This is a genomic window from Amycolatopsis sp. NPDC051716, from assembly GCF_040681595.1.
GTDB lineage: Bacteria > Actinomycetota > Actinomycetes > Mycobacteriales > Pseudonocardiaceae > Amycolatopsis.
The window spans coordinates 154,134-175,609 of sequence record NZ_JBFAZA010000019.1; the positions used below are offsets into that span (position 1 = coordinate 154,134).

The window sequence follows — 21,476 nt, forward strand, 5'->3', positions numbered from 1 at the left end:
GAGAGGTATCCCTCATGACTTCGAGAGCAACGAAGCTCCGGTCCGTCTTCCTTGCCGCCGCACTGGCCGTCACCGCGAGCGTGTCCGGGCTCGCTCCGGCCACCGCCGCCACTTCATTGAATGCTTCGCAGATCGTCGCCGACATGGGCGCCGGGTGGAACCTGGGAAACCAGCTGGAAGCCAGCAGCAACGGCGTGCCCGGTGAAACGGCGTGGGGGCTGCCGGCCGTCACCCCAGCGCTCATCGACAAGGTCAAGGCCGCCGGGTTCAAGACGGTCCGGATTCCCGTCTCCTACCTCGGCTATATCGGTGCGGGCCCGAACTACCCGATCAACGCCGCCTGGCTGAACCGGATCCAGCAGGTTGCCGACTACGCCTACCAGCGCGGCCTGTACGTGCTGATCAACATGCACGGCGACGGCTACAAGACCGTCAACGGCTCCTGGCTGATCTGCGACTCCGGCAACCAGGCCACGATCAAGGCCAAGTACCAGAAGGTCTGGCAGCAGGTCGCGGCCCGGTTCGCCGGCTACGACCAGCACCTGGTCCTGGAGTCCATGAACGAGGAGTTCGACGGCCAGTACGGCAACCCGACGCAGCCGTGCTACTCGAACATCAACGCCTACAACCAGATCTTCGTCGACACCGTGCGCAAGACCGGCGGGAACAACGGTTCGCGGTGGCTGCTCATCCCCGGCTGGAACACCAATATCGACTACACCACCGGGAACTACGGATTCACGCTGCCCACCGACCAGTTCCGCTCCTCGTCGGTGCCCGCCGCCGAAAAACGGATCATGATTTCCGTGCACTACTACAGCCCCTGGGACTTCGCCGGCGAGGAGAATGGCACCATCACCCAGTGGGGCCGGGGCGCGACCAATCCGGCGAAGAAGTCGACCTGGGGACAGGAAGACTACCTCGACGCCCAGCTGAAACTGGTGCACGACGCATTCGTCGTGAAGGGCTACCCGGTCGTCGTCGGCGAATACGGGTCCATCGACAAGTCCGCGTTCGATTCGGCGAACAACCGGTACCGCGCCGACTTCGCGCGCGCCATCGTGTCGACGTCCAAGAAGTACGGCGCCGCGACCGTTTATTGGGACAACGGCAACAACGGCCAATACGGCTTCGGCCTGTTCGACCGGAAGTCCTACGCGGTCACCCACCAGGGCCTCATCGACGCCATCATGGGCGGCCTCGCCAGTCGATGACCACCAGCCCGACCGGCGGTGACACCGCAACCGCGCCAGCAGGCCGGCACGCGTTCGAGGCCGAGGTACGCGAGCACCGGAGCGTCGGGGTCCACCGTGCAGGACTCCACGCCCACGGCGGCACTCACCGCGGCCAGGTACCCGGTCAGCCCGCTGCGCAGGCGGTGGTCACGGTCGGTCCCGGTCAGCAGGGGAATCCACCCTCCCGCTCGTCGACCGCCTCCGCCCTCAGGGGGTGCGGCGGCGCAGGGTCGCCGCACCCAGCAGGAGCGCGAGGACCGCGCAGCCGGCGATGATCCCGATGTCGCGGACCAGGGTGCCGCCGACTTCGGCCGAGCGGGTCACCTGGGTGAGCGCGTCCACGGCGTAGGACAGCGGCAGGACGTCCGACACCGCGCTCAGCACCCAGCCCATGTCCCCGCGCGGGACGAACAGGCCGCACAGCAGGAACTGCGGCAGCACGAAGACCGGCAGGAACTGGATCGCCTGGAACTCGGTGCGGGCGAACGCGCTGACGAACAGGCCGAGCGCGGTGCCGAGGAGCGCGTCCAGCACCACGATGAGCAGCAGGACCCAGACCGAGCCCGCGATGTCCAGCCCGAGCCAGGTCAGGGAGATCCCGGCGGCCACGACCACCTGCAGGGTCGCGAGCAGGCCGAACGCCAGCGCGTAACCGAGGAGCAGGTCGAGCTTGCCGATCGGCATGGTCATCAGCCGCGTCAACGTGCCGGTCGTGCGCTCGCGCAACGTCGTCACCGAGGTCAGCAGGAACATGATCGTGAACGGGAAGATCCCGAGCAACGCCGGGGCGACCGCGCTGAACCGCTGCTCCGAGTTCAGCACGTACCGCAGCAGGATCATCAGCACGCTCGGCACCGCGACGAGCAGCACCACCGTGCGCGGGTCGTGCCGCAGCTGGGTGAGGATCCGGCGGGTGGTGGCCAGCGCGTTCATCGGGCCGCCTCCGAACGGCCCTTGATCAGGCGCAGGAACGCCTGCTCGAGATCGGGCGCGCCGGTCCGCGTCCGCAGCGCCTCGGGGGTGCCGCGGGCGAGGAGCTTGCCGCGGTGCAGCAGCAGGAGGTCGTCGCAGCGTGCGGCTTCGTCCATGACGTGGCTGGAGATCAGCAGCGTGACGCCGGTGGCGGCCAGGTCGTGGAACAGCTTCCAGAGCTCGTCGCGCAGCTCGGGGTCGGAGCCGACCGTCGGCTCGTCCAGCACCAGCAGCTCGGGGGTGCCCAGCAGCGCCACGGCCAGGTTGGCCCGGCCGCGCTGGCCGCCGGAGAGGCGGCCGACCAGCACGCGGGCCGAGGTGCCGAGCCCCGTCCGGGTGATCACCCGGTCCACATCGGACGGCGGCGCGCCGAGCACCGCGGCGAAGTAGCGCAGGGCTTCGGTCACCGTCAGGTCCGCGTAGACCGCCGGTTCCTGGGTCGCGTAGCCGATCCGGCGGCGCAGCTCGGGGTGCCCCGCGGGCTTGCCGAGCACGGTCACGTGCCCCGATTCGACGAGCTGGACGCCCACGATCGAGCGCATCAGCGTGCTCTTGCCGCAGCCGTTCGGGCCCAGGAGCCCGGTCACCGTCCCGCGCCGCACGGTGAACCCGATGTCGCGCAGGACCTCTTCGCCGCCGCGGTGGACGCGCAGGTCCGCCACGACGATCGCCGGCTCGTCCACGGCGTCCTCCTTCCCGCCCCGGGCCCTCATGGTGAGCGCCGGGACGGTCCGGGACAAGGCCCGGGTGCGGAGGCGAGAAGAGCGGGCAGGCGCGCCGAGGGGGAGGAGGCGCACCTGCCCGCAGGTGTTGACGCTAGCGGACTCTCCGGCGGTTCGCCGATCGAGCGACCGGCGAGGCCGTCAGCCGCAGGTCTTCCCGTTCACCGCGAAGGCCGTCGGCGACGGGTTGCTGCTGCCCGTGAAGCTGCCGTTGAAGCCGATCGAAACCGACTTGCCCGGCGCCACCGAAGCGTTCCAGGGCAGCGCCGTGGCGGTGACGCCCGCACCGGACTGCGCCCACGTCGCCGACCAGCCCTGGGTCACCTTCTGATTGCCGGGGAAGGCGAACTTCAGCGTCCACGTCGGCCACGCCGTCGTCCCGGTGTTGGTCAGCGTGACGGAGGCCGTGAAGCCGCCGGTCCACGAGGTGGCCGCGTAGGCCACCGAGCAGCCGCCGCCCGAGGCGTCCGGCAGCGTCGTGAACTGCGTCGACGCCGAGTCCGGCCCGGTGAGGCCGGCGCCGTTGCGAGCCACCACGACCACGGTGTACGCCGTCGACGGCGACAGCCCGGTCAGCGTCGCGGTCGTTCCGGTGACGGTGGCGAGGACCTTGCGGGCCGAGCCGGTCACGCCGACGACGTCGTAGCTCTTGATCCCGCTCTCCGCGTCCGAGGACGCCGTCCAGGTCACCGTCGCACCGGTGGCGGAGACCGCCGAGACGACGGGCTTGCCCGCCGCGGCCGGGGCGGTCGTGTCCACCGCGGACGGTGACTTCTCCGCCGTCCAGTTCGCCAGCCAGGCCAGCGCCGAGTTCCAGTTGATCGCGACCTCGTTCACCGAGTACGCCTGGATGTCGTCGACGAAGCAGCGCTGGGGCGCGCAGCCGGTGAGCAGCCGGGCCGCGGTCGGGTCCTGCAGGCCGCTGTTGGGCCCGCCGGAGAGCGCCCCGGGCGGCGCGGTCGGCAGCGACGGGTCCAGCTCGTGCGCCCAGAACCGGTGGTGCACGTTCTGCACGGCCTGGTCACCGTGGCCGGCGACGTAGGAGTAGTTCGCGGGGTTGCGGCCCAGCAGGTAGTCCATGGCCTGGAACGCGCCGTCGCGGTACTTGTCCTGCTTGGTGAAGTCGTAGGCCAGGGCGAGCACGACGCCGTTGTTGGCCACCAGGCCGTTGGATCCCCACTCGTACGTGCCGTCGGCCGTGCGGTAGGGCGCGGGGTAGCCCATGCCCGCCATCTGCGCGAGGTGGCTGTCGGCGGTCGTGGTGATCGCCGACTTGATCGCCGTGACGTCGGCCGCGGGCAGGTCGGTGGGCACCAGGGCCAGGGTGATGTCGCCGAGCGCGCCCGTCGAGCCCCAGTCGAAGCCGTGGGTGTTGAAGCTGACGCCCCGGTAGAGCGAGGAACCGGTGACGTCGGTGCGGTAGGAGGACTTCGCCGTCGTCGCGAAGAGTTCCGCGGCGGCCCAGTAGAACTCGTCGGTCACGGTGTTGTCGCTGTAGGTCCCGCCGCCGGTGCCGTCGTTCGGGTCGGCGAGCACGTTCGGGTTGGCCTTCGCCGCGGCGTACGCCTTCTCGGCCGCGGCGAGCAGCTTCGCCGAGTACGCCGGGTCGATGGTCCGCCACAGCCGGGACGCCTGCGCCGCGACCGCGGCCATGTTCAGCGTGGCCGCCGTGCTCGGCGGGGAGAGCCGGCGCGGCTGGCTGTCCTGGTCGGGCCGGGTGGGCAGGGCGGTCCACGCCGCGTCGTGGATCTTGTGGTGCACCATGCCCGCGTTCGGCTTGCCGTCGGGCACCTGCATGGAGAGCAGGAAGTCGACTTCCCAGCGGGCTTCGTCGAGGATGTCGGGAACGCCGTTGCCCTGTTCGGGGATGGCCAGCTTCCCGTCGCCCAGTGCGCTCGCGTCGCCCAGCTTCAGCGCGCGCTCGTACTCGTCGAGCAGCTCCCAGGTCGCGATGCCGCCGTTGACGACGTACTTGCCCTGGTCGCCGGCGTCGTACCAGCCGCCGCGGACGTCGAGGGTGTAGCCGCAGTTCAGGTCCGACCGGCAGGGCACGTTGTTGTCACCCTGGTTCGGTGCCACGTTGAGGTGTCCCGCCGGGCGCGCGTAGGTCGCCCCGACGTACCGGGCGTCGATCGCGATGCCGCTGCGCTGGTGGTAGAAGAACGCCAGCGCGTCGTAGCGCAGCTTCTTCAGGCCGTCCGCGGAGATGTCGAACGGGAAGCTCGTCTCGGAGCCGACGGCGAGGGTGTACCCGGTGCCCGCGGTGTCGTAGGCGGAGAAGTCGATGTCGTGGACGTTCTCGCCGGAGGCGGCGTCCGCGCCGCGGGGCCGGGTCTGGCCGGTGGTCACCGCGGTGCCGGCGGAGTTGCGCAACGTCCACGTCAGCGGCGTCGAGGAACTGCTGATCACCGTGGCGTGCTTGGGCAGGCCGGGGGTGTAGCTTTCCTGGTTCACCCGGATGCCGCTCGTCGGCGGCAGGCCGCCCGGCGGGATGACGCCGCCGATCAGCGAGATGTTGTCCAGGCAGACGGTGTTGTTCGCGGCCTGGCCACCGAACCAGAAGGCCAGCTGGCCGTTGCCCGCGTTCGGGAAGTCCAATGTGGACGTGAAGGTGACGGTGAAGTGCTGGGTGGCGGGCGTGACCGTCAGGTCGGTGCGGGAGATCTGCCGGTAGGGTGAGACGGCCTCGCCCGCGACGGCGGAGATCTGCTGGGTGGTCGTGGCGTGCGCGTCGAACGTCAGCGTGTACTGCTGGCCCGTCTCGAAGGGGACACCGTTCTGGCCGGCCAGCGCGTCGTAGCCGTTGGCGGTGCCGCCGGTGACGTCGGTGCAGAACTCCCCGCCGGTGACGTGGCCGGTGGTCCCGGACCCGGCCCACCAGGGGTCGATGGTGCCGCCGGCGAAGGTGCCGTTGAGCAGCCGCTCGTACGTCGCGGCGGACGCGGGCACGGATCCCGCCGTCAGCCCGAGCGCCGTCACCGCCAGTAACACCAGACCAGCCCGGAATTTCCTTGCCCGCATTCGCCACTCCTCGTCGTCGAGCCAGGCGTAAGTGGGAGCGCTCCCAGACTGGGGACTGTAATCAGGTGCGCGCGCCTTTGGCAATCCTCGGAAGGGAGGTGGACGCGGCATCGGGCTTCCTCTATACATACCTGAGCCATCAGGGCCAGCCAGGCCGAAAACTTTCGGAAAGTTTCACGACTGTCCGTGCGACCGGAAATGTTAACGCTAACTCCCGGTCGCTCGTCCGGAAAGGGGCGACGATGCCCGCTCGAACCCGTTCACGGATCCTGCACTTGTTCACCGGGGTGGCCGCCGCGGTGTCGTTGTCCGCCGCGGTCCCGGCCGCCGCCGTCGCCGCGCCGGGGAGCCCGGCGGTCACCCCGCCACTGGGTTGGAACAGCTGGAACAGCTTCGGCTGCAACGTCAGCGAGTCCACGATCCACCAAGCCGCCGACGCGATGGTCTCCTCCGGCATGCGCGACGCGGGCTACCAGTACGTCGTCGTCGACGACTGCTGGTTCGACCCGCAGCGCGATTCCCAGGGCAACCTGCGCGGCAACGCCTCGAAGTTCCCCAGCGGCATGAAGGCCCTCGGCGACTACATCCACGCCCGCGGCCTGAAGTTCGGCATCTACCAGGTCCCCACCGACCGCACGTGCGTCCAGCGCGGCGGCGCCTACCCCGGCTCCACCGGCAGCCAGGGCCACGAAACCCAGGACGCCCGCACGTTCGCCTCCTGGGGCGTCGACTACCTCAAGTACGACTGGTGCTCCCCCGCCGGCACCCGCGACGAGCAGGTCAGCCGCTTCGGCCTGATGCGCGACGCCGTGCGCGCCACCGGCCGCCCCATCGTCTACAGCATCAACCCGAACAGCTACCACGCCATCACCGGCGACAAGTACGACTGGGGCCAGGTCGCCGACCTGTGGCGCACCACCGAAGACCTGCTCGACATCTGGCAGAACGGCAACACCAACAGCTACCCCATGGGCGTCGGCAACGTCCTCGACGTCACCGCCCCGCTGGCCGCCCAGGCCGGTCCCGGGCACTGGAACGACCCGGACATGCTCGTCGTCGGCCGCCCCGGCCTGTCGCTGACCGAATCCCGCGCGCACTTCGCCCTGTGGGCCCTGCTGGCGGCGCCGCTGATGGCGGGCAACGACATCCGCACCATGTCGGCGGACATCAGTGCCGTCCTGCGCAACCCCCGCCTGCTGGCCGTCGACCAGGACCGCCTCGTTGCCGGCGGCCGCCGGGTCCGCGACGACGGCAACGTCGAGGTCTTCGCCAAGCCGCTGGCCGACGGGTCCGTCGCCGTCGGCCTGCTCAACCGCGGCAGCGCCACCACGACCATCAGCACCACCGCGGCGCAGATCGGGCTCGCCGGGACGTCGTTCACCCTGACCGACCTGTGGACCGGCGGCACCTCGGCGAGCAGCGGAGCGATCAGCGCGAGCGTCCCCGCCCACGGCGCCGCCGCCTACCGCGTCTCCGGCGGCACGCCGCTCGCCGCCACGACGTCGCGGCTGCGCGGCGCCGGCGCCAACCGCTGCCTCGACGTCGACAACGCCTCCACCGCCTCCGGCGCGGGCATCCTGATCTGGGACTGCCAGACCGCCGCCAACCAGCTGTGGACCACTTGGGAAAACGGCGAAATCCGCGTCTTCGGCGACAAGTGCCTCGACGCCACGACCAGCGGAGCCCGCGTCTTCAGCCGCTCGTGCACCGGGCAGAGCAACCAGAAGTGGACCTCGGGCTCGGACGGCACGATCCGCCACGTCCAATCAGGACTGTGCCTCGACGTCGAAGGCGCCGCGACGGCCAACGGGACCCACGCGATCCTGTGGACTTGCAACGGCCAGGCGAACCAGCAGTGGAGCCGCGTCTGACCGATCGGCAACGCGTGGAGCTGGTGCGGCAGCGGTGCCGCACCAGCGCACGCGGTGTTAGCGCTGCTCACCGGGCGCGGCGTAGCGCCGAGCGTGGGGCCGCGCCGCGCAGGATCTTCTCGAACCAGGCCGCGCACTCGGCCGCCGCCTGCTCGGGCCTTCCGGTCACGTCGAGAGCGGACCGCGTCGGCTCTTCCGGCAGCTCGTGCAGGCAGATGTGCAACTTGTCGCCTTGCGCGCGCCCGTCCCGGTAGTGGACACCGAACTCGGCCAGCAGAAAGCTTTTGACGGGATTGGAGAGCATCGCGACGGCGATCAGGCAGGGGTGCTCTTCTTCGCGGCGGCTCGCCCAGCTCGAGGTGTGTTCGAAGTCCCAGTGCGCGCTCGCCTGCTGCAGCGCGGCGAGAAAGGCCTGTTCGTCCGGCCTGAGCTCGTCGCTGTCATGGTCGAGGTCGAACCACCGGGGCCATTTCGTCATGCTGCCGAGATTAGGGCCGCTCTCCTCACCGTGACCAGCGAAATTGCGGCGCTGCCTCGTCACGCGGCAGCCGATCGGGCTTCCGCTTCTCACCTGACCGAGGGACGCCGGGGCGGTAACGCGCGGGCGGTAACGGAGCGATAACGGGATACGGACCGTCCGACCGCAGGAGAACTTTCGCGTGGAAACACCGTGCCGAGGCCCCATCGACGTCACCCGGGTGACCGGGTTCGACAGCGGCACCGCCGACCCTGATGACCTTCGCCGCGCCGTCGCGGCGTCACCCGGCTACACCCGCGCCGCCACCGAGCAGCAGGCGGCGGTGCTGGACATCGTGCTGCGCGTGGGCACCACGCCCGTCCCGGAGCCGCGGCGCCGGCGCGGGGTCGTCGGGAGGCTGCTCGGCCGCCGCTGAGCGCACACATGGAAAAGCCGCGACCGACGTGTCGATCGCGGCTTTTGCCTGCGCCGGGTGGGGCCGGCTCACCGGTTCTGCCCGGTGGCCGGTCCCACCCGTGCCGGCGTCGGCGCCGGGATCGCTGCGTGCCCGGGACGGGGAACCGGAGTGTGCAGCTCGCTCCCTGTTCCGGGCACGCCGCACCACCTCGGGCGCGGCGCCGGGTTCCGCGCCTCGGCCGGCATCCGCACACACAACGGGCGGCCGTGGCGCGGGGACTCAGTGACCCTGGCTGGTGCCACCGTCGGCGAGGCCGCTGGAGGCGCAGTTCTCCGGGTTCTCGCCGCTGGCCTCGTGCTCGCCCGGCGACAGGATCGGCACGCCGATGCCGTTGAGCGAGTTCTGGATCGGCACCTGGACGCCGAGCACGTTGATTTCGTTGTCGCACACGCCGAGCGCGGCGTTGACGTTGTGCAGCGCGTCGGTGTTGTTCAGGTTGAGCAGGCCGAGCTGGCCGGTGTGGCCACCGTGGTGGTGGTCGTGGCCGTCGGGCGTACCGGCAGCCGCGACGCCACCGGCCAGGAAAGCGCCGGCCGCCATGGCAGCCGTGACGAACCCAATCTTCTTCAGCATTTGTTCTCCTCGATCAGTCGGTGCATCGGACAGGACGGCGGCGAGGTGTGTGTGCTCCGTCCCGCGTGAGGGAAATATACTGAGAGAATGGTGCGAATTCCACCGCACGACACCATTGGGTGCGCACCACAAGCCGCTGACCGGGCCATGATTGGCCCGATCGGGTCAGCGAGGTTTATCGCGGAAGAACACTTTCCGTGAAACGAGCCGCATTCGCACACTCGTTCATGACACCATCACTCCAAGAAACACCACGGAAACGAGGCGGAAGCCGTAGGCTCGGACACACGGAACGCGTTCCCCTCGACCCCGGGAACGGGTTTCCGGCTGGGAACCGGCGAGGTGTGAACCCCTCAGCCGAGCCCGCAGCCGGGCGACGCACGACTTCGCCGGTTCCCAGCCCCCAGCCAAGCCGGCACGTACCGGCGGCCATGACGACCGCGAGGGTCGACGCCACCGGCCGCGGGCGCACTCTCGTTTTTCCGGGCACAGCGAAAAGCCGCCGCACGGAAACTGCATCCGTGCGACGGCTTCTTCCCACCGGGTCGATCAGTGGCCCTGGGCCGTCCCGCCGTCCGCGATGCTGCCGCTGGCGCAGTTCGACGGCGTCGAGCCTTCGGCTTCGTGCGCCCCCGGCGACAGGATCGGGACGTCGATGCCCTCGGCGACGTCGTGCAGCGGGACCTGCACGCCGAGCACGTTGACGTTGTCGTCGCAGACGCCGCCGACCACGTTGACGTTGTGCAGTGCGTCGAGGCTCTGCAGGTTGACCAGGCCGAACTGTTCGCTCTGGTCGACCGGGTGGCCCGAGACGCTGACAGTGGTCGCGGAGGCCGAGCCGCCGAAGGCGGCCAACCCGGCGGCCAGTGCGGTCGCGACGAATCCGAGCTGCTTGATCACGAGAAAAAACTCCTCAACTGCCCGCCCCGGTTCCGGGGCGATACTTCACGGCGCGAACCGAGGCTGCGCCATTTCCGGAAAACCATTCATTCCGCCGGAGCGGAAAGTCACTCGCCCTGGCTGGTGCCGCCGTCGGCGAGCCCGCTGGAGGCGCAGTTGTACGGCGACTCGCCGCTCGCCTCGCTGGCGCCCGGCGACAGGACCGGCACGCCGATGCCGTTGAGCGAGTCGTGGATCGGCACCTGGACGCCGAGCACGTTGATGTCGTTGCCGCAGAGCCCGACCGTGGCCTCGACGTTGTGCAGCACGTCGGTGTTGTCCAGGTTCACCAGGCCGACCTGGCTGGTGTGGTCGTAGCCGTAGTTGCCGTGGTGGTGGCCGTGCTCTTCGTCCGGCGTCCCGGCGGACGCGATGCCACCGGTGACGAATGCGCCGGCCGCCATGGCGGCGGCGACGAAGCCGATTTTCTTCAGCATGGGTTCTCCCTCGATAAGACAATTGTCTTCGACAAGACAGTTGCCAAGGCGGTATTCAACGAAGTGTTCCGCCTCGGTGGGAAAAACGTACTGACGGCCCGCCGGGCGTTCCAGCCGGTTAACCGATCGTGTGGGGTCCGCGAACCCCTGACCGGGGTTCGTGTAGCTCGAACGGGTGGCCTGCCGGAGGCGAACCACGATGTCGGCCGGAAGCCGGCGCCGGTGATCAACGAACCGTTGCTACGCCACGTGTTCCGCCGATCGAGACACTGCGGTGCGTCACGCTTTGGGGTTGCCGAACCAGCGCGGATCAGTGTCGGAGCGTGACGAATTCCCGAACCCCATCCTTCGAAAGTGAAGCCACTTCCGCGTTCCTACGCTTTGCCGGGTCACCCGGTACGCGGGGCGGGACGTGAGGAGTCGTTCGTGGTGGATTACGCGGTGCTCGTGGCGTCCGCGGTGCTCTACGCGGTGGGGATCGTCGCGCAGAGCGTCGCCGCGCGGCGGGCCGGGAACCGGCCGGGCGCGGGACTGGGCTTGCTGGCCCGGCTCGCCGCCGATCGCCTGTACCTGCTGGGTTTCGCCGGTCAGCTGGGCGGTTTCGCGCTCGCGTTCTTCGCGCGGGCGTCCCTGCCGCTGTACCTGGTCCAGGCCGCGTCGTCGTCGGCGATCGGCCTGGCGACCGCGTTCGGGGTGCTCGTCCTCGGGTGGCGGATCCGCACCGGGGAAGCGATGACGCTGGTGCTGCTGGCCTCCGGGCTGGTCGTGCTGGCCGGGTCGTCGTCGGCCTCGGTCGCCACCGATCTCCCGCCCGCCGGGGTCGCCGCACTGGCCGTCGTGGTGCTCGGCACCGGGCTGGCGATGATCCCCGCGGGCCGGGCGGGGACGTTCCTGCCGGCCGCGGTCGTGTCCGGGGTCGCGTTCGCCGTCGTGGCGGTCGCCAGCCGGACCCTCGCGCACCTCGATCTCCTCGCCCTGCCGGGAAATCCGCTGACCTGGCTGATGCTGGCGGCCGCGGTGCTCGGCCAGGCTTCGATGGCGGCCGCCCTGCAGCGCGGGCCGGCGGCGGCGGTCGTGGCCACCGCCGACGCGACGACGATCGTGCTCGCGTCGGTCACCGGCATCGCCGTCCTCGGCGACCACGTCGTCGCCGGGCAGGGGGCGTGGGTCGCCACCGGCCTCGCCGTGGTCGTGGGCGGTGTGCTGCTGCTCGGCCTGCAGTCACGCGCCGGCGCGCCCGCCCTCGCGGGGGAAGCGGCGTGACCCCGCGGCCGCTCGCGAGCGTCTCGGTCGACCTCGACAACCTGTGGGCCTACCTCAAGACCCACGGCGATCCCGGCTGGCGCGACCGGCCCAGTTTCCTGCCGTCCGCGGTACCGCGGCTGCTGGAGATCCTCGGCGAACAGGGCTTGACGACGACGGTCTTCGTCGTGGGCGCCGACGTCGTGCGCGAAGACGGCGCCAAGGCGGTGGCCGAGATCGCCGCGGCCGGGCACGAGGTGGCCAACCACTCCTTCGGTCACGAACCCTGGCTGCACCGCTACTCCCGCGAGCGGCTCGAGGATGAGCTGAGCCGGACCGAGGAGGCGATCACCGCCGCGGGCGCGCCCCGGCCCAGCGGGTTCCGCGGCCCCGGCTACAGCGTCACGCGCGATCTGGTCGAGCTGCTCGCCGAACGCGGCTACGCCTACGACGCCAGCACGCTGCCGACGTGGATCGGCCCGCTGGCCCGCGCGTACCACAACCGCACGGCGAAAGCCGCGGAAGAAGGGCTCGGCGAGCTGTTCGGCGGGGTTTCCCGGGTGCTCGCGCCGGTGCACGCCTACCGCTGGCAGACGTGCGCGGGCAGCGCGCTGGTCGAGCTCCCGGTGACGACGATGCCACTGCTGCGCACGCCGATCCACGGTTCGTACCTCCTGCAGCTGCACGCGATCTCGCCGCGGCTGGCCCGGGCGTACTTCCGGACGGCGTTGCGGCTCTGCCTCGTCCGCGGGGTGTCGCCTTCGCTGCTGCTGCACCCGACCGACGTCCTCGGCGCGGCCGACGCTCCCGGTATGGAGTTCTTCCCCGGGATGGCGGCACCGGGTGCGCGGAAGGTGGCCTGGCTCGGCTGGGTGCTTTCCGCGCTGCGGGAGCACTTCGACGTCGTCGGCACCGGCGAGTACGTCAGCCGGACGGCCGTGCGGCGCACCCGGCCGGTGACCCGGTTGGACGCCGGAAGATGACCCTGGTTGCGGTCGTCCGGCCGGCCCGGCGCGAAAACCTCGAGACGACCCTGCTTCGGGTCCTCGCGTGCGCGACCGTCGGCTTGGCGCCGGTCGAGGGCTACCTGACGGCCGTGCAGAGCCAGCTCGGCAAGGTCGCGCCCGCCTTGCTGACCGCGGTCTGGCTCGCCGTGCGGATCCGCCGCCGGCAGGCGCCCCGGCCGACTCCGCTGTACGCCGTCCTCGCGCTTCTCGCCGTCGTGCTGGCGGCGACCGCGTCCGCGCACGCGGCGGGCCCGTTCACCGCGGAGTACACCGTGCGCTGGCTGCCGTTCCTGGTGGTCACCGCGGCGCTCGCGGACGTCGCGAGCCGGGAGGTGCCGATCCGGTGGCTGCTGCTCGCGGCGGCCGCCGGTGCGACCGCGGCCGGCGCGGGTGCCCTCTACGCCCTGGTCGCCGAGGGCGAAGCGCGCGCGAGCGGGCCGCAGCCGGATCCGAACGACCTGGCCTACTTCCTCGTCGCGGCGGTGCCCCTGCTCGCGGCGCTGCACCGCCGGGGCCGGGCCGCCGTCCTGACCGCCGCGGGCATCGTCCTGGTGGCCGGCGCGACGGCGACGTTTTCCCGCGGCGGCGCGCTCGGCCTGACCGCCGCGGTGGGCTGGCTGCTGCTGCGCGGGGTGCTGCCGTGGCGGTTGCTCGCCGCCGCGGCCGTGGCGGTCGCCGGGCTGGGGCTGGGTGCGTGGGCGTTCGCCGGGCCGCAGCTGGACCGGGCCCTGCAGGAGAAGACCTTCATCGCCGCGTCCAATGTGGACACCCGCGAACTGCGCTGGCAGGCGGCGGCCCGGATGCTGACCGCCCACCCGGTGCTCGGCGTCGGCCCCGGCGGGTTCCGCGAGCACTACGCCGCCGAGTCGCACAACGCCGAGGTCGACGAGCAGACCCCGGTGGCGCACGACATGTACCTCGAGGTCGCCGCCGAACTCGGCCTGCCCGGGTTCGCGCTGTTCGCCGGGGTGGTCGCCACCGCCGCGGTGGCGAGCGAGCGGACGGTCCGGCGGGTGGGCCCCGGCGCCCGGCGGACGGAAGCGGTCGCGATCCAGGCGTCGCTGCTGGCCGTCCTGGTGACTTCGACGTTCCTGTCCGAGCAGTACTACCTGCCGCTGTGGTCGCTGGCCGCGCTCGCCGTCGCGGCCGAAACCCGGGTTCGAGAAGGAGAGGGAAGCGCCGATGCGGGTGCTGCACGTGATCAGTGAGATGGGGGCCGGCGGGGCGGAGACGCTCGTGGCCGGCATGGTGGCCCGCGGCGAGGACTACGGCTGGGTGTCCGCCGTCGCCGGCGGTGGGGGCTTCCGCGCCGACGCGCTGGCCGCGGCCGGCACGCCGGTGTTCCCCGTGCCGCTCGCCCGCCGCAGCAAGGCGGGGGTGCTGAAGGCGGCCTGGGCCGCCCGCCGCGCGATCGCGCGGTTCCGGCCCGACGTCGTGCTGGCCCACAACGTCGGCGCGAGCCTGGTGGCCCGCCTCGCCCTCGCCCCCGGGCGGCGGCGGCCGGTCACCGTCTTCCACGGCGTCGCCGAGCCGGATTACCCGGCGGCGGCGCGGATCCTGCGCCGCACGTCCGGCCGGGTCGTCGCGGTCTCCACCGCGACCGCGGACCGGCTGGCGGCGTCGGGGCTGGAGCGTCCGGTGGTGATCCGCAACGCGGTGTTCCCGAGGCCGCCGGTGTTCGGCCGCGCGGAGATCCGCGCGTCCCTCGGCGTCCCCGAGCGGACGCCGGTCGCACTCTGCCTGGCGCGGCTGGAACCGCAGAAACGCCACGACGTGCTGCTCGATGCCTGGGCGTCGGTCGGCGGCGACGCCGTGCTGTGGCTGGCCGGCGACGGCAGCCTGCGGCCGGAGCTGGAGCGGCGCGCGCAGGAGCTGGGCCGCCGGGTCGAGTTCCTCGGCACCCGCGCGGACGTGCCGGACCTGCTCGCCGCGGCCGACGTCACGGTGCTGACCAGCGACTGGGAAGGCCTGCCGCTGGCGGTGCTGGAGTCGATGGCGGCCGGCCGGCCGGTGGTCGCGACGGACGTCGGCGGGATCGCCGGGGTGCTGGCCGGCGGCGGCGGGATCGTGGTGCCGCCGGCGGATCCGGCCGCGACGGCCGCGGCGCTGACCACGCTGCTGTTCGACCCCGCGGTGCGGGAAACCACGGCGCTGGAAGGGATCCGGGCCATCGAACGCGACTACGACCCGCACCCGCTCATGAAGTCCTACGACGAGTTGCTCCGAGGTGCCCGATGAAGTACCGCAGTGTTGTCTCGAGTGTCGCCGTGGCGCTGCTGGTGGGGGCCCTCGTGCTGATCGTCGGCCTGACGCGCGGCGCGGAGTACCAGGGCCGGGTGAGCCTGCTCGCCGGCCCCGCCGCGGCGGACGGCGCTCCCTACGGCGAGGTCGTTTCGCTGGCGTTGCCGGCGCTGGTCGAGCTGGCCCGCAGCCCGTCGGTGCTGGCGGCGGCGGCGCCGGTGTCCGGGTATGGCCCCGACGAGCTCGCCGGGCACGTGTCCGTCGAGCTGGTCCCGGCCTCGGGCCTGGCGCGGCTGTCGGTGCGCGCGGCCTCGCCGGAGCAGGCCGGCGCGACGGCGCTGGCGCTGGGCAAGGCGATGATCGACGCGGATCTCCTCGCGCCGGCCGGGAAGCTGCGGACGCTGGACGCGCGGCCGGAGGTGCTCACGGTGGCACCGGACGTGCCGCTGGTGGGCGGGCTGGCGCTGGTCGCCGCGGTCGCGGCCGGCCTGGCGACGGCGGCCCTGCGCCGGTTGACCCCGCGCGGCGCCGGCCCGGGCCCGGTACGCCGGGCCCTGGCGGCGGCGGGAGTGCACCGCCCGGTGACGGTCCTGCGCGAGGACGACCCATCGGCGCCGGACCGGCTGGCGGTGCTTTGCCGCGCGGCCGGCCGGCCGGTCCGGGTGCTGCCGGTGACGCCGGAGCTGACCGAGACGGCGGCCAAGCTGGCGGCGGGATTGCCGGAGGAGCACGGAGAAGGCGCCTCGGTGGTGGCCGTGACGGCGGCGGGACGCGACCAGGCGGACCTGACCGCGACGGTGGGTGTGCTGCCGGCGGATGCGGTGCTGGTGGCGGTGGTGCAGGCATGAGCGCCCGACAAGACACGGTTCCCGGCGCGGCAACCACGCCCAGCGCAACACGTCCCGCCCCTGCCCAGAGGAGGTGCAGGCATGAGCGCCCGGCAAGACACGCTTCCCGGCACGGCGACCACGCCCAGCGCAACACGCCCCGCCCCCTGCCCGACGGAGGCGCAGGCATGAACGCCCGGCAAGACACGCTTCCCGACGCGGTGTCCACGCCCCGCGGACCACGCCCCGCCCCCTGCCCGACGGAGGCGCAGGCATGACCTCGCAACCCACGCTTCCCGGCACGGCAACCACGCCCAGCCCAACACGCCCCGCCCCCTGCCCAGCGGAGGTGCAGGCATGACCTCGCGACAAGACACCGACACTCCCCCCACCACCACCGGGCGCCACCGGCGAATCGGCCGCGGCGGTGCCTCGCAGCGAGACACCGCCGCCAATCCCGGCCGGCGACCGGCCCTCCTCGCGGCCCTCACCCGCGGCGCAAGCCTGTCTCCGAAGCAGCGTCTCGTCCTCCTCCTCGCGACCCTCGCCGGAGCCGTGAGCACCTGGCACGCCATCTCCCCTTCGTGGCAGGTCCCGCTCCCCACCCCCGCCGTCGTCGGCGAGGAACGGTTGCAGGACTTCCGGGATGCCCTCTACTTCCCCATCCGCGAATTCCTCGGCGGCGGCAACCCCTACGACCCCGCCGTCATGGTCGGGCGCTGGCCGGTGCGGCAGGACTTCAACCTCTACCAGCCCTACCACCTCCTGCTGCACGCGCCGTTCGCGCTGCCCGGCTACCGCGTCGGCGCCGTCGCGTTCACCCTGTTCTCGCTGCTGCTGCTCGTCGCGCTCGCCGCGTTGGCCGCGCACGCCGTCCGGCGGTACGTTCCGGTGCCGTTCAGCGTCACCACCGTCGTCGTCGCCGCGCTGCTGGTCACCAGCCAGGTCGGGAAGGCACAGCTCTACGTCGGCCAGATCAACCCGCTGGTCGCCCTCGGCGCGGCCGGTGCCCTGCTCGCCCGGCGCGACCGGCCCGGGTGGGCGGCCGCCGCTCTCGCGCTCGCCTGGCTCAAGCCCCAGTACGGCTTCCCGCTGGCCGTCCTGCTGTTCGCCCGCGGCTCGCGGCGGGTCGCCCTGCTCGGCACGGCCATCGCCGCGGCCGCCAGCCTGCCGGTCGTCGTGCTCCTCGTGGTGCGGGGCGGCGGCATCGGGCCGTTCCTCGACGTCGTCGTCGCGAACCTCACCCACGCCCGCGGTACCGACTACGGTGCCGTCGATTCCGTGACCGCGCAACGCATCGACGTCGCCGCGGTGCTGTTCCGGGTCACCGGGTGGGTCCCCTCCGGGGTCGAACTGGTGGTCCTGGCCGCTGTGCTGGTGACGAGCGCGCTGCTCGTCCGGACCGCGAAGGCGCCGATCGCCGATCTGCTGACCCTGCTCGCCGTGGTGGTCTGTGTGGTGCACCAGCCCGGTGACGTGCTGATCACCGTCCCCGCGATGGCCGTGGTGGCCGCGCTGTGGTGGCGCCACCGGGGCGAGCCGGGCTGGGGTGCGGCCGGCCTGGCCGTCCTCGCGCTCGCCGTCCCCTTCGCCCATTTGTACACAGTGGACACTCTGGTGGGCTCGGTGCTCGGGTCGCGGGTCGCGGTCACCGTGGACGGGGTCGCGGTGGTCGTCGCGTGGGGCCTCGCCGTGGCCGCCGCCCGCCGGGTGCGTCCGGCGTGACGGCCGCGCTCGGGACCCGCGCGGTCCGCGGCTCGCTGTGGCTGGGCGTGGTCAACCTCGTCAGCAAGAGCAGCCAGATGCTGGTCACGCTGGTGCTGGCCGCCCTGCTCACCGAGGGCCAGCTCGGCGCCGTGGCGCTCGCGGTGGCGCTGGTGAACCTCGGCCAGGTCGTCCAGTCGATCGGGGTCTACGACGTCATCGGCCGCACCGAGCGCGATCCGCGCCGGACGGCGGGCACGGTCCTGACGCTGAGCGTCGGCGCCGGGCTCGCCTTGGCCGTCGCGCTGGTGGCCGCGGCCGGCCCGCTCACGGCGTTGCTCGGCACGCCGGACGCCGCCGGGCTGGTCCGGCTGGCCGCGCTCGGCCTGCCGTTTTCGGCGGCGGGCGGGGTGCAGATGGGCCTGATGCACCGGGAGCTCGACTTCCGGCGACGGCTGCTGCCCGACGGCGGGAGCGCGGTGCTGGGCGCGGTGCTGACCGTCGTGCTCGCCGCGTGCGGTGCCGGGCCGGTGTCGCTGGTGCTCGGCCTGCTGGTCACGGCGGTGACGCAACCGCTGCTCGGCGCGCTGGCCCGCGGCGGGGTCCGGCCGTGCTGGGATCCCGTGGCGGCGCGCGAAGTGCTGCGCTGGGTGGCCGTGGTGGGGCCGGCGGCGGTCGTCGGCGCGCTGCTGGTCAACCTCGACTACTTCGCGGTCGGGCACGGGCTCGGGCCGGACGCGGTCGGCGTCTACTCGCTGGCCTACCGGCTCGCCTGGGTGCCGTACATCATGGTGGCGGTCGTCCTCGGCGCGGTCGCGTTCCCGGTGTTCACGCGGTTGCGGCGCGAGGGGACGCCGCTCGGCGGGGCGGTCACCCGGTTCACCCGCGCGGTGCTCGTGGTGACGGGCGGGTTGTACCTGGCGCTCGCGGTCCTCGCCGGCCACGTCGTGCTGCTGGGCGAGCGGTGGGCGGGCGCGGCCGGCCCGCTGGTGCTGCTTTCCGGCTACGGCGTGGGGATCTGCCTGCTGCAGATCTGGTACCAGGCGGTGAAGGCGACCGGGCACGTCCGGCGTTATCTGGCCCTGGAGACGACGCACCTGGTGCTGCTCGCGGTGGGCCTCGCGATGCTGACCCACGCCGGCATCGGGGCGGTCGCGCTGGTGCAGTGCGGGGCGGCGTGGCTGGTGGTACCGGCGGCGTGGCGGGTGCTGGCGGGGCTCGGCGTGGCGCCTCCGGTGGCGGAGCTGGGCGGGATGTTCGCCCGCGTCACGCTCGCCTGCGCGGCGGGCGCGGTGCCGGCGGTGGTCCTGAGCCGGTGGTTCGGGGACTCGCTGCCGGGCGTGGTGGCCGAAGCCGCGGTCCTCGTCGCCGGGTACGCCGGGGCGACCCTGCTGCTGCAGCGGCGCGCGCTCGCCGAACTGCGCCGGGGTGGTCTGCGGTGAAGCTCGCGCACGTCTCCCAGCCGGTGACCGCGGGGGTCGCCGTGGTCGTGCTGGAACTCGCCGTGGCGCAACGGGACCGCGGCTGGGCCGTCACGATCGTCTGCCCGCCGTCCGGCTGGCTCGCCGGACGCGCCCGGGAACTCGGCCTCGAAGTCCGTGGCTGGGCCGCGCGCCGCGCGCCGGGTCCCGGCTCGGTCGCCGAGGCGCTGCGGCTGCGGCGGCTCCTGACCGACCTCGACCCCGACGTCGTCCACCTCCACAGCTCCAAGGCCGGCCTGGCCGGCCGGCTGGCCGTGCGCGGCGGCCGCCCCACGGTGTTCCAGCCGCACCTGTGGTCCTTCGAGACGGCCGGCGGCGCCCTGCGCCGCGCGTCCGCCGCCTGGGAACGCCTCGCGTCGCGGTGGACCGACCTCGTCGTGTGCGTCAGCGACGACGAACTGGCCGCCGGCCGGGCCGCCGGGGTGACCGCCGAAGCGGAAGTCGTCTGCAACGGCGTCGACACCACCCGGTTCGTCCCCGGCGACCGGACCGCGGCGCGACGGCGGCTCGGGCTGCCCGAACACGCGCCGATCGCCGTCTGCCTCGGCCGGCTCGCCGAGCTCAAGGGCCAGGACCAACTGCTGTCGGCGTGGCCCGCGGTGCTGCGGCGGCTGCCGGACGCGCGGCTCGTCTTCGCCGGCGACGGGCCGATGGGCCCGGTGTGGCGCGAGCGGCACCCGGTGGCGGGGCACGCGTCCGTGCGCTGGGCGGGGCACACCGACGAGCCGGCGGCCTGGTACACCGCCGCGGACGTCGTCGTCCTCCCCTCGCGCGCCGAGGGCATGGCGCTGGTGCCGCTGGAGGCGATGGCGTGCGCGCGGCCGGTCGTCGCGTTCGACGTCGGCGGGATGCGCCAGAGCGTCGCGGACGCGGGCGCGGTGCTGCCGGCCGGCGACGTCGAACGGCTCGCCGGCGCCGTGGCCGCGCGCCTGGCCGACCCCGGGCTGGCCCGGCGCGAAGGCGAACGCGGCCGCCGCCGCGCCGAACTGTCCTTCGACCGGGGGCGGATGACCGACCAGATCGCCGCCCTCGTCGACAAACTCACCCCGTCGGAGCGCCTCTCGTGACCCGGATCGCCTATCTGCTCACCCAGGACCGCGGCGGTCCGGTGGACGTCACCGTCCGGCTCGCCGCGACGCTGGCCGACGGCGGTCACGACGTCCGCGTCTTCGGTCCCGTGCCGGCGCGAGGAGCCGCGCTGCTCGACGGTCACCACGAGGAACTCTCGGTGGCCGACAAGGAAGACCTCGCGGCGGCGGGCCGGGCGCGGGCGGCGCTGCGGGCGTGGCGGCCCGACGTCGTGCACGCCCAGGACCGGCGCGCGGGGCTGGTGATCGCGGGCCTGCGGTTCGCCCGCGGCGCCCGGCCGGCGCTGGTCCAGACCTACCACGGCGTGCCCGACGACGTCGCGGAGCCGTGGTTCCGGGGCGCGCGTGGGGCCGCCGGGCCGTCGGCGTACACGCGGACGGTGCTGGCCGGGGACGCCGTCGTCGCCCGCGTCCTGGACCGGACGATCGTGCCGGCCGAGGCGATGGGGGCCTTCCTGCGCCGTCGCCTGCGGGTGCCCGCCGGGCGGCTGGTGCACGTCGACAACTGCGTCTCCCCGGCTGAGCCGTCTCCGCCGCGCGGGCCGGTGCGGCACCTCGTCTTCGCCGGGCTTCTGGTGGAGCGCAAGGGGGTGCTCGACCTGCTGGCGGCGTTGTCGCTGCCGGGCGTGCTGCCTCCGGACGCGCGGCTGACGGTGGTCGGCGACGGCCCGGAACGCGCGGCGGCGGAACGGGCCGCGCGGCAGCCGCCGCTGGCGGGGCGTGTGACGTTCCTCGGCTTCCGCCCGGACGTCCCCGCCCTGCTCGCCGGGGCCGACGCGCTGGTCCTGCCGTCCACCATGGAGCAGCAGCCGCTGGTGGTGGCCGAAGCGATGGCCGCGGGCAAGCCGGTCCTGGCCACGGCCACCGGCGGCGTCCCCGCCATGCTCGACGTCCCGGGCGCCCCCGCGTTCCTGGCCCCACCGGGCGACGTCCCGGCCCTCGCCGACCGCCTACGCGCCCTGTTCGCCGAGCCCGACCCGGCCCGCCTGGGCCGGCTCCTCGCCGAACGCGCCCACGCCCGCTACCGCCCGGAGCCCTGCGCCCGCCGTCACCTGGACCTCTACGACCAGCTGACCAGGTCGTGTCGTCCCGCCAATCACGCGTGATGCCCCTCCAATCACGCGAGATGCCCCTCCGAGCACCGGGCTCCGCGTGATCCAAGGCGGAACTCGCGTGATCGA

At 72.9% G+C, this 21,476-nt stretch carries 19 protein-coding genes; 12 read left to right on the forward strand and 7 right to left on the reverse strand.

Annotation, left to right across the window (positions count from 1 at the left end; all coding sequences use genetic code 11):
- Window positions 1–14: 14 nt before the first annotated feature.
- Window positions 15–1,214, forward strand: coding sequence for a glycoside hydrolase family 5 protein (locus AB0M30_RS26200; RefSeq protein ID WP_364588431.1), 1,200 nt, complete (start codon window positions 15–17; stop codon window positions 1,212–1,214).
- Between the two features lie 228 nt (window positions 1,215–1,442).
- Here AB0M30_RS26200 and AB0M30_RS26205 read toward each other — a convergent pair whose 3' ends face one another.
- From AB0M30_RS26205 to AB0M30_RS26215, 3 genes are all read right to left on the reverse strand, one after another.
- Window positions 1,443–2,168 carry an ABC transporter permease gene (locus AB0M30_RS26205; protein WP_103340067.1) on the reverse strand — a complete coding sequence of 242 codons (726 nt, stop codon included), beginning with the start codon at window positions 2,166–2,168 and terminating at the stop codon, window positions 1,443–1,445.
- Entirely contained in the window at window positions 2,165–2,890 is a 726-nt protein-coding gene (locus tag AB0M30_RS26210; RefSeq protein WP_364588435.1) for an ABC transporter ATP-binding protein, read from the reverse strand. The genes AB0M30_RS26205 and AB0M30_RS26210 overlap by 4 nt, the downstream gene beginning before the upstream one ends.
- Window positions 2,891–3,070: 180 nt before the next feature.
- Window positions 3,071–5,950, reverse strand: a complete 2,880-nt coding sequence (locus AB0M30_RS26215) for a glycoside hydrolase family 9 protein (protein ID WP_364588437.1) — start codon at window positions 5,948–5,950, stop codon at window positions 3,071–3,073.
- Between the two features lie 242 nt (window positions 5,951–6,192).
- Between AB0M30_RS26215 and AB0M30_RS26220 the strand changes: the two genes are divergently transcribed.
- Window positions 6,193–7,821 (forward strand): ricin-type beta-trefoil lectin domain protein, encoded by a 1,629-nt coding sequence (locus tag AB0M30_RS26220; RefSeq protein WP_364588440.1) that lies wholly within the window; start codon window positions 6,193–6,195, stop codon window positions 7,819–7,821.
- 67 nt (window positions 7,822–7,888) lie between these two features.
- Here AB0M30_RS26220 and AB0M30_RS26225 read toward each other — a convergent pair whose 3' ends face one another.
- Complete coding sequence (locus AB0M30_RS26225) at window positions 7,889–8,299, reverse strand: hypothetical protein (RefSeq protein WP_364588443.1); 411 nt, start codon at window positions 8,297–8,299, stop codon at window positions 7,889–7,891.
- Between the two features lie 181 nt (window positions 8,300–8,480).
- Here AB0M30_RS26225 and AB0M30_RS26230 point away from each other — a divergent pair, with 181 nt between their 5' ends.
- Window positions 8,481–8,714, forward strand: a complete 234-nt coding sequence (locus tag AB0M30_RS26230; protein WP_364588446.1) for a hypothetical protein — start codon at window positions 8,481–8,483, stop codon at window positions 8,712–8,714.
- Between the two features lie 261 nt (window positions 8,715–8,975).
- On the opposite strand, the gene AB0M30_RS26235 is transcribed toward AB0M30_RS26230, so the two are convergent.
- The 3 genes from AB0M30_RS26235 to AB0M30_RS26245 all read right to left on the reverse strand — a co-directional run bounded on the left by AB0M30_RS26235 (window position 8,976) and on the right by AB0M30_RS26245 (window position 10,705).
- Entirely contained in the window at window positions 8,976–9,329 is a 354-nt protein-coding gene (locus tag AB0M30_RS26235) for a hypothetical protein (RefSeq protein ID WP_364588449.1), read from the reverse strand.
- A 549-nt stretch (window positions 9,330–9,878) separates the two neighbouring features.
- Entirely contained in the window at window positions 9,879–10,229 is a 351-nt protein-coding gene (locus tag AB0M30_RS26240; protein WP_364588452.1) for a hypothetical protein, read from the reverse strand.
- Between the two features lie 107 nt (window positions 10,230–10,336).
- Window positions 10,337–10,705, reverse strand: coding sequence for a hypothetical protein (locus AB0M30_RS26245; protein WP_364588455.1), 369 nt, complete (start codon window positions 10,703–10,705; stop codon window positions 10,337–10,339).
- A 426-nt stretch (window positions 10,706–11,131) separates the two neighbouring features.
- Here AB0M30_RS26245 and AB0M30_RS26250 point away from each other — a divergent pair, with 426 nt between their 5' ends.
- The 9 genes from AB0M30_RS26250 (at window position 11,132) to AB0M30_RS26290 (ending at window position 21,401) form a co-directional block, all read left to right on the forward strand.
- Window positions 11,132–11,968 (forward strand): hypothetical protein, encoded by an 837-nt coding sequence (locus AB0M30_RS26250; RefSeq protein WP_364588457.1) that lies wholly within the window; start codon window positions 11,132–11,134, stop codon window positions 11,966–11,968.
- Window positions 11,965–12,930, forward strand: coding sequence for a polysaccharide deacetylase family protein (locus AB0M30_RS26255; RefSeq protein ID WP_364588460.1), 966 nt, complete (start codon window positions 11,965–11,967; stop codon window positions 12,928–12,930). The genes AB0M30_RS26250 and AB0M30_RS26255 overlap by 4 nt, the downstream gene beginning before the upstream one ends.
- Complete coding sequence (locus AB0M30_RS26260) at window positions 12,927–14,162, forward strand: O-antigen ligase family protein (RefSeq protein WP_364588463.1); 1,236 nt, start codon at window positions 12,927–12,929, stop codon at window positions 14,160–14,162. Before AB0M30_RS26255 ends, AB0M30_RS26260 begins: the two co-directional genes overlap by 4 nt.
- A complete protein-coding gene (locus tag AB0M30_RS26265) occupies window positions 14,137–15,192 on the forward strand; it encodes a glycosyltransferase (protein ID WP_364588466.1) in 1,056 nt (351 codons plus the stop codon). Before AB0M30_RS26260 ends, AB0M30_RS26265 begins: the two co-directional genes overlap by 26 nt.
- Window positions 15,189–16,043 (forward strand): hypothetical protein, encoded by an 855-nt coding sequence (locus AB0M30_RS26270; RefSeq protein ID WP_364588469.1) that lies wholly within the window; start codon window positions 15,189–15,191, stop codon window positions 16,041–16,043. The genes AB0M30_RS26265 and AB0M30_RS26270 overlap by 4 nt, the downstream gene beginning before the upstream one ends.
- 534 nt (window positions 16,044–16,577) lie before the next feature.
- Window positions 16,578–17,747: a glycosyltransferase 87 family protein gene (locus AB0M30_RS26275; protein WP_364588475.1), complete on the forward strand. Its 1,170-nt coding sequence runs from the start codon at window positions 16,578–16,580 to the stop codon at window positions 17,745–17,747.
- Entirely contained in the window at window positions 17,744–19,168 is a 1,425-nt protein-coding gene (locus AB0M30_RS26280) for an oligosaccharide flippase family protein (RefSeq protein ID WP_364588478.1), read from the forward strand. Before AB0M30_RS26275 ends, AB0M30_RS26280 begins: the two co-directional genes overlap by 4 nt.
- On the forward strand, window positions 19,165–20,274 hold the full coding sequence (locus AB0M30_RS26285; protein ID WP_364588481.1) for a glycosyltransferase: 1,110 nt from the start codon (window positions 19,165–19,167) through the stop codon (window positions 20,272–20,274). Before AB0M30_RS26280 ends, AB0M30_RS26285 begins: the two co-directional genes overlap by 4 nt.
- Window positions 20,271–21,401, forward strand: coding sequence for a glycosyltransferase family 4 protein (locus AB0M30_RS26290; RefSeq protein ID WP_364588484.1), 1,131 nt, complete (start codon window positions 20,271–20,273; stop codon window positions 21,399–21,401). Before AB0M30_RS26285 ends, AB0M30_RS26290 begins: the two co-directional genes overlap by 4 nt.
- The last annotated feature ends 75 nt before the right edge of the window (window positions 21,402–21,476 follow it).